The sequence below is a fragment of the Streptomyces sp. CA-251247 genome (genome assembly GCF_050952975.1).
Lineage (GTDB): Bacteria > Actinomycetota > Actinomycetes > Streptomycetales > Streptomycetaceae > Streptomyces > Streptomyces achmelvichensis.
Map to the genome: position 1 here is coordinate 1,820,109 of NZ_CP191861.1, position 12,454 is coordinate 1,832,562.

At 71.5% G+C, this 12,454-nt stretch carries 15 protein-coding genes; 7 read left to right on the forward strand and 8 right to left on the reverse strand.

Features of this window, described 5'->3' with window-relative positions; all coding sequences use genetic code 11:
* Positions 1–97: 97 nt before the first annotated feature.
* From ACQPWZ_RS08055 to ACQPWZ_RS08080, 6 genes are all read left to right on the forward strand, one after another.
* Positions 98–745: a TetR/AcrR family transcriptional regulator gene (locus ACQPWZ_RS08055; RefSeq protein ID WP_356699548.1), complete on the forward strand. Its 648-nt coding sequence runs from the start codon at positions 98–100 to the stop codon at positions 743–745.
* A 101-nt stretch (positions 746–846) separates the two neighbouring features.
* Positions 847–1,836 carry a DEDDh family exonuclease gene (locus ACQPWZ_RS08060; RefSeq protein ID WP_340472386.1) on the forward strand — a complete coding sequence of 330 codons (990 nt, stop codon included), beginning with the start codon at positions 847–849 and terminating at the stop codon, positions 1,834–1,836.
* 53 nt (positions 1,837–1,889) lie between these two features.
* Positions 1,890–2,123 carry a hypothetical protein gene (locus ACQPWZ_RS08065; protein ID WP_266991763.1) on the forward strand — a complete coding sequence of 78 codons (234 nt, stop codon included), beginning with the start codon at positions 1,890–1,892 and terminating at the stop codon, positions 2,121–2,123.
* Between the two features lie 71 nt (positions 2,124–2,194).
* Complete coding sequence (locus ACQPWZ_RS08070) at positions 2,195–2,983, forward strand: SURF1 family cytochrome oxidase biogenesis protein (RefSeq protein ID WP_340472387.1); 789 nt, start codon at positions 2,195–2,197, stop codon at positions 2,981–2,983.
* Between the two features lie 64 nt (positions 2,984–3,047).
* Positions 3,048–4,835: a glycoside hydrolase family 15 protein gene (locus ACQPWZ_RS08075; protein WP_433570980.1), complete on the forward strand. Its 1,788-nt coding sequence runs from the start codon at positions 3,048–3,050 to the stop codon at positions 4,833–4,835.
* Positions 4,836–4,839: 4 nt separating this feature from the next.
* Positions 4,840–5,595 (forward strand): SDR family oxidoreductase, encoded by a 756-nt coding sequence (locus ACQPWZ_RS08080; protein ID WP_340472389.1) that lies wholly within the window; start codon positions 4,840–4,842, stop codon positions 5,593–5,595.
* A 24-nt stretch (positions 5,596–5,619) separates the two neighbouring features.
* On the opposite strand, the gene amaP is transcribed toward ACQPWZ_RS08080, so the two are convergent.
* The 8 genes from amaP to ACQPWZ_RS08120 form a co-directional block, all read right to left on the reverse strand.
* A complete protein-coding gene (amaP, locus tag ACQPWZ_RS08085; RefSeq protein ID WP_340472390.1) occupies positions 5,620–6,198 on the reverse strand; it encodes an alkaline shock response membrane anchor protein AmaP in 579 nt (192 codons plus the stop codon).
* A 6-nt stretch (positions 6,199–6,204) separates the two neighbouring features.
* A complete protein-coding gene (locus ACQPWZ_RS08090) occupies positions 6,205–6,855 on the reverse strand; it encodes a DUF6286 domain-containing protein (RefSeq protein WP_405568670.1) in 651 nt (216 codons plus the stop codon).
* Positions 6,852–7,220, reverse strand: coding sequence for a hypothetical protein (locus ACQPWZ_RS08095; RefSeq protein WP_340472392.1), 369 nt, complete (start codon positions 7,218–7,220; stop codon positions 6,852–6,854). Before ACQPWZ_RS08095 ends, ACQPWZ_RS08090 begins: the two co-directional genes overlap by 4 nt.
* A 5-nt stretch (positions 7,221–7,225) precedes the next feature.
* Positions 7,226–7,417, reverse strand: coding sequence for a hypothetical protein (locus ACQPWZ_RS08100; RefSeq protein WP_313947111.1), 192 nt, complete (start codon positions 7,415–7,417; stop codon positions 7,226–7,228).
* Between the two features lie 11 nt (positions 7,418–7,428).
* The gene (locus ACQPWZ_RS08105) at positions 7,429–7,926 is read right to left on the reverse strand and encodes an Asp23/Gls24 family envelope stress response protein (RefSeq protein WP_340472393.1); all 498 of its coding nucleotides are present in this window, start codon (positions 7,924–7,926) and stop codon (positions 7,429–7,431) included.
* Between the two features lie 240 nt (positions 7,927–8,166).
* Positions 8,167–8,958, reverse strand: coding sequence for an enoyl-CoA hydratase/isomerase family protein (locus ACQPWZ_RS08110; protein ID WP_313947109.1), 792 nt, complete (start codon positions 8,956–8,958; stop codon positions 8,167–8,169).
* A gap of 129 nt (positions 8,959–9,087) precedes the next feature.
* A complete protein-coding gene (locus ACQPWZ_RS08115) occupies positions 9,088–9,306 on the reverse strand; it encodes a helix-turn-helix domain-containing protein (RefSeq protein WP_019060653.1) in 219 nt (72 codons plus the stop codon).
* 374 nt (positions 9,307–9,680) lie between these two features.
* Positions 9,681–11,279, reverse strand: a complete 1,599-nt coding sequence (locus tag ACQPWZ_RS08120) for an ABC-F family ATP-binding cassette domain-containing protein (RefSeq protein ID WP_340472395.1) — start codon at positions 11,277–11,279, stop codon at positions 9,681–9,683.
* Between the two features lie 284 nt (positions 11,280–11,563).
* On the opposite strand from ACQPWZ_RS08120, the gene ypfJ reads away from it, so the two are divergent.
* The gene (gene ypfJ, locus ACQPWZ_RS08125; RefSeq protein ID WP_356699534.1) at positions 11,564–12,454 is read left to right on the forward strand and encodes a KPN_02809 family neutral zinc metallopeptidase; all 891 of its coding nucleotides are present in this window, start codon (positions 11,564–11,566) and stop codon (positions 12,452–12,454) included.

Sequence of the window (12,454 nt, forward strand, 5' to 3'; positions counted from 1 at the left end):
GCCTTTCCGGGGGTCCGCCGCAGAGCGGGCTGTAACACAGTTACACCGGAGCCGATGAAGGGTAAAGAGCCGTGCAGGCACGAGAATTGAGGGCACCATGACCCGTACCGCCCTAACCCGTGACGACGTTCTCGACGCGGCGGCCGCCCTCGTCCGGCAGCTCGGCCCGCAGGCCCTCACCATGCGCAAGCTCGCCGCCGAGCTCGGCACCGCCGTCACCTCGATCTACTGGCACGTGGGCAATCGCGAGTCCCTTCTGGACGCGCTGGTCGAGCGGACGGTGCACGAGATGGGAGCGATCCGGCCCGCCGGCCGCACCCCCGCGCAGCGCATCGTCTCCGTCGCCCGCCGCCTTCACCGCGAACTGCGCGAGCGGCCCCATCTGATCGCGATGGTGCATGAACGCGGCCTCACGGACCGGATGTTCCTGCCCGCGCAGCAGGCCCTCGTCCACGAGGTGCACGCGGCCGGGCTGCGCGGTGCCCGGGCCGCGGAGGTGGTGCGCTCCGTGCAGTACCAGGTCGTCGGCTTCGTCCTCGTCGAGCGCAACCGCGACCGCGCGCCCGTGCAGTCCCCCGCCCGCGGGGAGCTGTGGGACACCCGGACCGCGGAGCACGACCCGGCGCTGGCGAGGGCGCTCTCGCGGCCGGCGGACCCGGAGAAGCTGTTCGAGACGTCGGTACGGGCGTTGGTGAGCGCGCTCCTCGAGCCGCCGGCGCGGACCCGCGAGGCGGACCCGAACTAGGGCCTCCCGTCCGGGCGACCGGCGCCGGCCGGTGCGCCGTCCGCTGGTACACGGTCAGGTGACGCCCGGGCAGGTGTTGTCAGTCCCGGCCCGTATTCTCTGTGACCATGCTCGACGACATCTCGACAGCGGCACCGTGGCCGGCCGCGTATCCCCGGGGATACGCGGTCGTCGACGTGGAGACCACCGGACTCGCCCGCGACGACCGGATAATCTCCGCTGCCGTGTACCGCCTCGACGCCCGGGGCGAAGTCGAGGACCACTGGTACACCCTGGTCAACCCCGAGCGTGACCCGGGACCGGTGTGGATCCACGGACTGACGAGCGATGTCCTCGAAGGCGCCCCGCTGTTCGGGGACATCGCCGCCGACTTCTCCGAACGGCTCGACGGCCGGGTGCTCGTCGCGCACAACGCCATCTTCGACTGGTCGATGATCGCGCGGGAGTACGCCCGCGCGCGGGAGACGGCGCCCACCCGCCAGCGGCTGTGCACCATCGCCCTGGCCAAGGAGCTCCGGCTGCCGCTGCCCAACCACAAGCTGGCATCGCTCGCCGCGCACTTCGGGGTCGTGCAGCAGCGGGCGCACCATGCGCTCGACGACGCGCGGGTGCTGGCCGAGGCGTTCCGGCCGAGTCTGCACACCGCGGCGCGGGACGGGGTGCGGCTGCCGCTGCTCGAATGCCGTCCGCTGACCGAGTGGTCGGACTCCCCCGTCACCCCGCGCGTCGGCCATCAGCCGTCGTACGGACAGTCGCCCTACGGGCGGGGCACATGGCGTCCCGCGCGGCGGCGCCCGGCCTGCCCCTACCCCAACCCCGGGCGGTACGAAGCGGACAAGCCGCTCAAGCAGGGTATGCGGGTGGCGTTCTCGGGCGACACCTCCGTGGAGCGCGAACTGCTGGAGGACCGGGCGATCGAGGCGGGACTCCACATCGCCACCAGCGTCTCCCGGCTCACCAGTCTGCTGGTGAGCAACGACCCGGACTCGGCCACCTCCAAGACCGTCAAGGCGAAGGCGTACGGCACCCCGGTGATCGACGAGGCAGCGTTCACCCAGTTGCTGCGGGATGTGGACCCGGCAGACGGGTGATGACCGGGCGTGCCGCCCACGCTTCGGCGACCGTGCCCCGCACCCTGTGGCGCATGGCACGTTGCGAGGTTTGCGGAAACGACTACGGCATGTCCTTCGAGGTGCACGCGCAGGGCGCGGTGCACGTCTTCGACTGCTTCTCCTGCGCCATTCACCGCATGGCGCCCATCTGTGAGCACTGCCGGGTCCAGATCATCGGCCAGGGCGTCGAGGTCGAGGGCCACTGGTACTGCGGCGGGCACTGCGCCCGGGCGGAGGGACAGGTGGGCATCGTCGACAAGGTGTGAGGTCCGGCGGAGCCGGCCCGGACGGGGACCCACCGTCCGGGCGCCGCGCCGCAGCGGGTACGGTCGAAGCCGTGTACCGCTTCCTGTTGTCCCGGCAGTGGGTGATCCTCACCCTCATCGGCCTCGTTCTCATCCCCACGATGGTCGAGCTGGGTTTCTGGCAGTTGCACCGCCATGAACGGCGGGTCGAGCAGAACGCGCTGATCGCCCGGAACCTGGAGGCGAAGCCGGTCCCGGTGACCGCGCTCACCTCCCCCGGGCACACCGTTCCGCGCGCGGACTACTGGCGCCGCGTCACCGCCACCGGCACGTACGACACCGCGCACGAGGTCGTCGTCCGCCGCCGCACGAATGCCGACGAGCGGGTCGGCTTCCACGTCCTCACCCCTCTGGTGCTCGCCGACGGCCGGGCCGTCCTCGTCAACCGCGGCTGGATCCCCACCGCGGCCGACCAGCAGGCCTTCCCGACCGTCCCGCCGGCCGCCAGGGGCACGGTGACGATCACCGGCCGGCTCAAGGCGGACGAGACGACGAAGGACAGCGGCATCAAGGACCTCGCCGGTCTGCCGCCGCGCCAGATCATGCTGATCAACAGCGCGCAGCAGGCGAAGGCGCTGGGCAGGCCGGTGCTCGGCGGCTATCTGGAGCAGTCGGCGCCCGAGCCGGCCGGGAGCAGCCCCGAACCGATCGCCGAACCCGACCACGAGTCGATCGGCACGCACATGGCGTACGCCGTCCAGTGGTGGCTGTTCGCCGCGGGGGTACCCGTCGGCTGGGTGATTCTCGTCCGCAGGGAGAAGCGGGACCGGCAGACCGCGGCGGCACGGAGCACGCCGGAGCCGGCGCCCGCGAACGTCTGACGGTCCCTCGGGGAGGGCCATAGCGCCTGCTTAACGGCCGCGTGCGCAGGGAACACGCCACTGCGTGACCCTACGCATCGAGGACTACGCGCTCATCGGCGATCTGCAGACCGCGGCCCTGGTCGGCACGGACGGATCCATCGACTGGCTCTGTCTGCCCCGCTTCGACTCCGCGGCATGCTTCGCCGCCATCCTCGGCGACAAGGACAACGGCCATTGGCGGATGGCTCCCGAGGGCGCGGGCACCTGCACCCGGCGCGGCTATGTCGGGGACTCGCTCGTCCTGGAGTCGGTGTGGGAGACGCGCACCGGCACGGTCAAGATCATCGATTTCATGCCCCAGCGCGACGCCACCCCCGATGTGATGCGCATCGTGGAGTGCGTCAGCGGCCGGGTCGAGATGACCTCGACGCTGCGGCTGCGCTTCGACTACGGCTCGATCGTGCCCTGGATGCGGCGGGAGGACGGCCACCGGGTCGCGATCGCGGGGCCGGACTCGGTGTGGCTGCGGAGCGAACCCGAGGTCAAGACGTGGGGCCAGCAGTACAGCACGGTCTCCTCCTTCACGGTCCGCGAGGGCGAGAAGGTGGCGTTCGTGCTCACCTGGCATCCCTCGCACCAGCCGCGGCCCGACCTCGTCGACCCGTACGAGGCGCTGGAGTCCTGCATCTCGGACTGGGAGGAGTGGGCCCACCGGTGCGACGTGAAGGGGCCCTACCGCGAGGCCGTCATCCGCTCCATCATCACCCTGAAGGGGCTGACGTACGCGCCGACCGGGGGGATCGCCGCCGCCCCGACCACCTCGCTGCCGGAGGAACTGGGCGGCGTACGCAACTGGGACTACCGCTTCTGCTGGCTGCGTGACTCGACCCTGACCCTGGGCGCGATGATCGCGGCCGGCTACCAGGACGAGGCGGAAGCCTGGCGGGACTGGCTGCTGCGGGCGGTCGCGGGTGACCCGGCCGACCTGCAGATCATGTACGGCCTGTCCGGGGAGCGGCGGCTGCCCGAGACGGAGCTGCCGTGGCTGGCCGGATACGCGGGCTCCCGTCCGGTGCGCATCGGCAACGCCGCCGTGGACCAGCTCCAGCTGGATGTCTACGGCGAGGTCATCGACTCCCTGTACCTGGCACGGGAGGCGGGCCTCGCGCCGGAGGATCACGCGTGGTACCTCCAGCTGAGCCTGCTCGGCTTCCTGGAGTCGAAGTGGCGTGAGCCGGACGAGGGCCTGTGGGAAGTACGGGGTCCGCGCCGCCACTTCGTGCACTCCAAGGTGATGGCGTGGGTGGCGGCGGACCGCGCGGTGCGGACCCTGGAGCAGGACCCGGCGCTGCGTGGTGACGTGTCGCGCTGGCGCGCCATGCGGGACGAGGTGCACCGGGAGGTGTGCGAGAAGGGGTACGACCCGAAGCGGAACACCTTCACGCAGTACTACGGGTCCAAGGAGCTCGACGCCGCGACGCTGCTCATCCCCCAGGTGGGATTCCTGCCGCCCGAGGACCCGCGGGTGATCGGGACGGTGGACGCGGTCCGCGCCGAACTCGGCACGCAGGGCGGTCTGGTCCGGCGCTACAGCACGGAGGGCCGCACCGTCGACGGGCTGCCGGGCGACGAGGGGGCGTTCCTGGCGTGCTCGTTCTGGCTGGCGAACGCGCTGCGGATGACGGGGCGGGGGAAGGAGGCGCGGGAGCTGTTCGAGCGGCTCCTCTCGCTGCGCAACGACGTGGGGCTGCTGGCCGAGGAGTACGACCCGGTCGCGGGGCGGCAGCTGGGGAACTTCCCGCAGGCGTTCAGCCATATCGCTCTGGTGCACACGGCTCTCGCGCTGAGCGCGGACGAGGATGCAGGATAGGCCCATGGATCTTGGACTGAAGGACCGCGTCTACATCGTCACGGGTGCCTCGCGAGGGCTGGGGAACGCGTCCGCGCGTGCGCTGGTCGCCGACGGGGCGAAGGTCGTCATCACCGGGCGCGACGAGAAGACGGTCGCGGACGCCGCGGCCGAGCTCGGCGCGAACGCCGTCGGGGTTTCGGTGGACAACGCCGAACCGTCGGGCGCGGAGCGCCTGATCGCCGCCGCGCGGGCGCACTTCGGACGCTTCGACGGGGTGCTGATCAGCGTCGGCGGGCCGCCGCCCGGGTTCGCCGCGGACAACTCCGACGAGCAGTGGCAGTCGGCGTTCGATTCGGTGTTCCTCGGAGCGGTGCGGATGGCGCGCACCGCCGCGGCGGCACTCGGCGAAGGCGGCGTCATCGGCTTCGTGCTGTCCGGCTCGGTCCACGAGCCGATCCCCGGCCTGACCATCTCGAACGGGCTGCGCCCGGGGCTCGCCGGCTTCGCGAAGTCCCTCGCCGACGAGCTCGGCCCGCAGGGCATCCGTGTGGTGGGCCTGCTCCCGGCGCGTATCGACACGGACCGGGTGCGGGAGCTGGACGCGCTCTCGGGGGACGCGGACGCGGCCCGCGCGTCGAACGAGTCCCGTATTCCGCTGCGGCGCTACGGCACCCCGGAGGAGTTCGGCCGCACGGCGGCGTTCCTGCTCTCCCCCGCGGCGTCCTATCTCACGGGCGTCATGCTCCCGGTGGACGGCGGCGCACGCCACGGCTTCTGACCGCCCGCGCTGACCGATCCGCCGTCAGGACACCCTGCGCGGGTTGTGCTTCGCCGCGCGCAGGTGAGCCTCCGTCGGCAGCGACTCCAGTCCCGCCGACTCGCGTGCGTGGGTGACCGCCTCGTCCGTGAGGCGCGCCAGCGTCTCGCGGGGGGACGCATGAGGCTCCAGGAGGAGGCCCACCCGCGTCGCCGGGGCCGTACGGCTGCCCCGGAGCATGATGTGGGCGCGGGCCACCCCGTCCAGGGACTCCGCCTCGCGCTCCAGGACGCCCTCCAGCGCCCGGCCCCGCAGCAGCGCGCCCTCGCCGTCACCGCTCTCGACGAGGACCTCCGCCAGGCGCTTGCGGCGCAGTTGGGCGATGAAGTGCCACAGCGCCAGAAGCACCAGCAGTGCGAGAACGGCGATGACCACCGGCCACCACCAGCCCTCGCCCCGCCACCGCTCCCGGTCCGCGTCGCTGAGCAGTACGTCGTGCGGTCCGTCCCAGGGCCACCAGGACGGCACCGCGAGGCCCGCCGCTGCCGCGAGCACCCCTCCGCCCAGGCACACCAGCACCAGCCCGGCGAGGCCGATCAGGACCCGGTTGACGATCCGGAGCACGGTGTCTCACCCCTTCTTCGCCGGCGGCCGGCCGACGTGCACGGCCAGGGACGGCGGCTTGGCGAGCCCGAGTTCGGTGATGCCGAAGCCCACCGCGGCGTCCAGGTCCCGGCGTACGTCGTCGAGTTCGCGGAAGTGGGAGCGGGCCCGCACGGACACCTTGCCGCGCCGCATCCGCACCCGTACGGACTGCACCCCGGACACCTCCATGGCCCGGTCGCGCAGCACCAGGGCCGCCGCCTCCCGGTCGAGGCCCGCACGGACGGAGGGAGCCTCCCGCCGCATCGGCAGCAGCCACCGCAGGCCCGGGCTCAGGGCGAGGGCGAGGAGAACGAGGCCGAGGAGCATCGCGACGGACGCGGCCACCATCACCCAGGTGTTGTCGGCCTGCCAGGAAGCGAGGCGCTCCGCCGTGACGCGGCGCCACTGCATACCCGGACGGCCCGCGCGGACGGCGGCGACGTCGTACAGCAGGACGCCCGCCCCGCCGAGCACGGCGAGCGCCAGCAGTGCCGCCGGCACCCTGCGCACGGACCAGAAGCGCCCTGCCCTGCCGCCGTCGCCCTCCTTTGGTGCCCCGGACCGGTCGTAGGCCGCGGCCGAGGCGGACTGGTCGAGGTCGAGCACGGGTGCCGCAGGCGGTACCGGCTCACTCATCTGATCCTCCCCTGCCCGGCCGAGCGTGAGTGCACCGAGTGCAGCCGTTCGACGAGCACGGCGACCTCGGGCACGTCCATCCCCGCCAACGCCTCTACCCGCTCCGCGACCCGGCGACGCACGGCGCCGCACTGCGCTCCGATGTCGGAGGGGTAGTCGAGCTCCAGGGTCACCCGCACGCGCGCGATGTCACGGTGCACCGTGACCGAGGCATGCGGCGGACTGCCGCCTTCCGGGACGGCGTGGAGCGCCTCGCGTGCCGCGCGCGCGGCGATCTTCGCCACGACCCGGTCGGCGATGACGGTCGCCCCGCGCTCGCCGGCTGCGACGCTTCCCCTGTCTCCGGGGGCGGGACCGGCGGCCACGGCGGTCACCGGGGCCGGTCGCCGCGCTCGCGACTGCGGAAGAACTCTCCGGGTTCGAGGTCACCCTCGAGGAACCGGCCCACCACAAAGCCGACCGCCCCCAAGGCAGCGACCAGCAGGAACGCGCCGAATCCGCCGAAGTACCCGGCGAAGGCGAGCGCCATGCCGGCGATCAGGCCGACCACAGCCATGCTCATCGTGAGCTCCTCTACTGGATACGTGGCTCGGGCTCGTCGTCCTCTTCATCGGGCAGCTTCACGTCGCCGACCGCGATGTTGACCTCGACGACCTCAAGACCTGTCATGCGCTCGACGGCAGCGACCACGTTCTCGCGGACGTCGCGGGCCACGTCGGCGATGGAGACGCCGTAGTCCACGACGATGTCCAGGTCGAGCGCGGTCTGCACCTCGCCGACCTCGGCCTTGACCCCGCGGCTGGCGCTGGAGCGGCTGCTGCCCGGTACGCGGTCGCGGACGGCGCCGAAGGTACGGGACGCCCCGCTGCCCATCGCGTGGACGCCGATGACATCACGGGCCGCGAGTCCGGCGATCTTCTCGACGACTCCGTCGGCGATCGTGGTGCGTCCGCGGGACGCGGGGTCCCCGGAACCACGCTTGGTCGTCGACGGCTTCCTCGGCTCTTCGCCCGAGCCGGACAGATCTCTGCCGGGGGTGTCGGGCCGGTTCCTCGGCGCGGTTTCAGTCATCGCCGTGTGTCCTTTCCGGGCGATTGCGGGCTTCGATGTCCACATTAGGACGGGATGCCCGCTTTTGCTCCGGAGATGCACCAGCTCACGACAGCGACCGGCGCCGGTGCGCCACGGCTGGGATACGGCCGTACAGGCCGGGATTGACGGGCCGGACCGAGGAGGCGGCGAGGCCGGCACCTGTACGGGAATCCCACGGCGGCCGACTCGCCCACCCGGGGGACGGCCGGCCGCCCGGTGTCAGTCCCCGATACCCGCGAGATCCCGCAGCCGGCGCGCCTGCGCCGCGCGCTCGGCGGTGCGCTGCTCCTCGTAGGAACGGCCGTGGACGCCCTGGAGCAGCGCCTTCGTCTCGATCACGGCGTCGCGCGGAGCGGCGAGCAGCGCGGAGGCCAGGTCGCGTACGGCGCCGTCGAGTTCGTCGCCCGGGACGACGAGGTTGGCCAGCCCTGTGCGCTCGGCCTCCTCGGCGTGCACGAAGCGGCCCGTCGCGCAGATTTCGAGCGCGCGGGCGTACCCGACGAGCGACACCAGAGGGTGCGTGCCGGTGAGGTCGGGGACGAGTCCGAGGCTGGTCTCGCGCATGGCGAACTGCACGTCCTGCGCCACGACCCGCAGATCGCAGGCGAGGGCGAGCTGGAAGCCCGCTCCGATCGCATGGCCCTGAACGGCCGCGATCGTGATGACATCACTGCGACGCCACCAGGTGAACGCCTCCTGGTACTCGGCGATGACAGCATCGAGCTCCGCGTCGGAGCCCCGTGCCAGATCGAGGAAGGACGGCTCACCCTCGAAGCCCTCGGGCGTGAACGCCTGCCGGTCGAGTCCGGCGGAGAAGGACTTGCCCTCGCCGCGCAGCACCACGATCCGTGCAGTGCCCGGCAGTGACCGACCCGCCTGCGCCAACGCCCGCCACAGAGCGGGAGATTGGGCGTTGCGCTTGTCCGGGTTGGTCAGGGTCACCGTGGCAACAGCGTCCTCGACGGTGAGCCGTACGCCATCCTTGTCGAGCACAGAGTCGAGCGAAGTCATGGGGGCGCCTCCGGTTCAGGTGCAGTCAGGTGCAGATTAGCTAAGCGACTGCACAGTAACCACCCGGTCGGAGAACCGACCGACCGGGTGGCCACCGCCTGGAACCGGTGGACCGAAGGAGCCAGGTCGTCAGGCCGAAGCCTTCTTGCCTCGTGTTGCTCCGCCGCGTCCCCGCAGCGTGACTCCGGACTCGCTGAGCATCCGGTGGACGAATCCATAGGAACGGCCGGTCTCTTCGGCCAGCGCCCGGATGCTCGCACCGGAGTCGTACTTCTTCTTCAGGTCTGCCGCGAGCTTGTCGCGCGCGGCGCCGGTAACCCGGCTGCCCTTCTTCAGAGTCTCGGCCACCCGTGCCTCCTCATGGGAAGTGCGCTCTGGACTTCTCATGATCACCCCTTGCGGGCTTCCTGGCCACCCATTCGGCAAGGTCCGTACGACGAGCTTTGCGGTGCGCGGGGCCGTCGCCACGACCGGAGCCCATGATTCCGAGTGCCCGTAGTCGCACGTCAGGCCGATCTTTCCGAAGAACGGCCAGGTCAGAACGGGTGGACAGGAGCCCGCGCCGGCAGGGACACGGACGGCGGCAATCCGCTCGGCGCCACGCCGCAGTACGAGACGCACTCACTCAGATGATGGATCACGTGTCGGCCGAATGATCCATACGGAGTGGATCAGTGCACCGCAGGCCCCCGGACCGGGGGCCGCGCGACTCCCGGCGGCGGTCAGGCGAGGGCGACCAGGTCCGCGTAGTCCTTGCCCCACAGGTCCTCGACGCCGTCCGGCAGCAGGATGATCCGCTCCGGCTCCAGTGCCTCGACCGCTCCCTCGTCGTGCGTGACGAGAATGACCGCGCCCTTGTAGGTGCGCAGCGCGCCGAGGATCTCCTCGCGGCTGGCCGGGTCGAGGTTGTTGGTGGGCTCGTCGAGGAGCAGGACGTTGGCGGACGAGACGACGAGGGTGGCCAGCGCGAGACGGGTCTTCTCACCGCCGGACAGGACCCCGGCGGGCTTGTCCACGTCGTCCCCGGAGAACAGGAAGGAGCCGAGCGTCTTGCGCACCTGGACGAGATCGAGGTCGGGCGCGGAGGAGCGCATGTTCTCCAGGACCGTGCGGTCCGGGTCGAGCGTCTCGTGCTCCTGGGCGTAGTAGCCGAGTTTGAGGCCGTGGCCCGGGGTGACCTCGCCGGTGTCGGGCGTCTCCACCCCGGCCAGCAGCCGCAGCAGCGTGGTCTTGCCCGCACCGTTCAGACCGAGGATGACGACCCGGGAGCCCTTGTCGATCGCCAGGTCGACATCGGTGAAGATCTCCAGCGATCCGTACGACTTCGACAGGCCCTCGGCGGTGAGCGGGGTCCTGCCGCAGGGGGCGGGGTCGGGGAAGCGCAGCTTGGCGACCTTGTCGGCCATGCGTACGTCGTCCAGACCCGAGAGCAGGCGCTCGGCGCGCCGGGCCATGTTCTGCGCGGCGACGGTCTTGGTGGCCTTGGCGCGCATCTTGTCGGCCTGGGAGTTGAGCGCCGCGGCCTTCTTCTCGGCGTTCTGGCGTTCGCGCTTACGGCGCTTCTCGTCGGCCTCGCGCTGCTGCTGGTACAGCTTCCAGCCCATGTTGTAGACGTCGATGTTCGAGCGGTTGGCGTCCAGATAGAAGACCTTGTTCACGACCGTCTCGACCAGGTCGACGTCGTGGGAGATGACGATGAAGCCGCCGCGGTAGGTCTTCAGGTAGTCGCGCAGCCAGACGATGGAGTCGGCGTCGAGGTGGTTCGTCGGCTCGTCCAGGAGCAGGGTGTCGGCGTCCGAGAACAGGATGCGGGCGAGCTCGACCCGGCGGCGCTGACCACCGGAGAGCGTGTGCAGGGGCTGGCCGAGCACCCGGTCGGGGAGCCCGAGCGCGGCGGCGATGGTGGCGGCCTCGGCCTCGGCGGCGTATCCGCCCTTGGTGAGGAACTCCGTCTCCAGGCGCTCGTACTTCTTCATCGCCTTCTCGCGGGTGGCTCCCTGGCCGTTCGCCATCCGGTCCTCGTTCTCGCGCATCTTCTTCAGCACGGAGTCGAGGTCGCGGGCGGAGAGGATCCGGTCGCGGGCGAGAGTGTCGAGGTCGCCGGTGCGCGGGTCCTGCGGGAGGTATCCGACCTCGCCGGAGCGGGTGATGGTGCCGGCCGCGGGGATGCCCTCACCCGCGAGGCACTTGGTGAGCGTGGTCTTGCCGGCGCCGTTGCGGCCGACCAGGCCGATGCGGTCGCCCTTGGCGATACGGAAGGAAGCGGACTCGATGAGTACGCGCGCGCCGGCGCGCAACTCGATGCCGGAAGCGGTGATCACGGACAGACTCCAGGGCGGGTGGACGGCGGAAGGGACGGTCGCGGAAGCTTCGACGCCGTCTAATGCGCAAGGAGAATGGCCATGGAGGCCAGTCTAACCGGGCGGTGCAAGTGGTTGTGCCGCTGCTGGGGCCGGGGGCCACGGCCCCCGGGAAGGCCTGGGCGGGCCCATCAGGACGCGATCGCGGCAAAAGGGGCGAGTCGCCACGGAATGATCAATACTCGGCGCCAGGTGGCGCCGGCGGCGGGCCGGCGCCACGCCCGCGCAGCCGAGGGTGGTGGCTCATGCAGTTCGACGACGACGCCGATCTGGACACGTCCGAGGTCCGGGACGTGCGCGGCAGCCGCGTCCCCGGCGGCAGGGCGACCATCGGCGGCGGCATCGCGGGAATCATCGCGCTGATCCTCGGCCTGTTCTTCGGCGTCGGGCCCGAACAGCTCGGCCTCTCCTCGGGCGACACCGCCCCGGCCCCGACGGCCTCCACCCAGGCCGAGGTCGACCAGGCGTGCCGGCGGGGGTCGGACGCCAACACCCGCGAGGACTGCCGGATCGTCGCCGTGGTCAACAGCGTGCAGGACTACTGGCGTGCGGAGTTCCCGCGGCGGCAGGGGCGCTACACAGACGCCCGCACCGTGATGTTCACCGGACAGGTGGGCACCGCGTGCGGGGCCGCGACCGCGGCGGTGGGGCCGTTCTACTGCCCCGCCGACCGGCAGGTCTACCTGGACCTCGGCTTCTTCGACGACCTGCGGACGAAGTTCGGGTCGACGGGCGGGCCGTTCGCCCAGGCGTACGTGGTGGCCCATGAGTACGGCCACCACGTGCAGAACCTGATGGGCACCCTCCAGCGCGCCCAGGACGGCCGGCAGGGCGCGAACAGCAACGCGGTGCGGGTGGAGCTCCAGGCCGACTGCTACGCGGGCGTCTGGGCGCACCACGCCACGACCACCCCCGACGAGCGCACCGGCAGGCCGGTACTGACGACGCTGACGGACGCCGACATCCGGGACGGCCTGGACGCGGCGGCCGCGGTCGGCGACGACCGGATCCAGGAGAGGTTCCAGGGCCGCGTCACCCCCGAGTCCTGGACGCACGGCTCGGCGGCGCAGCGCCAGCAGTGGTTCTACACGGGCTACCGCACCGGTGACATGGCGCGCTGCAACACCTTCGCCTGA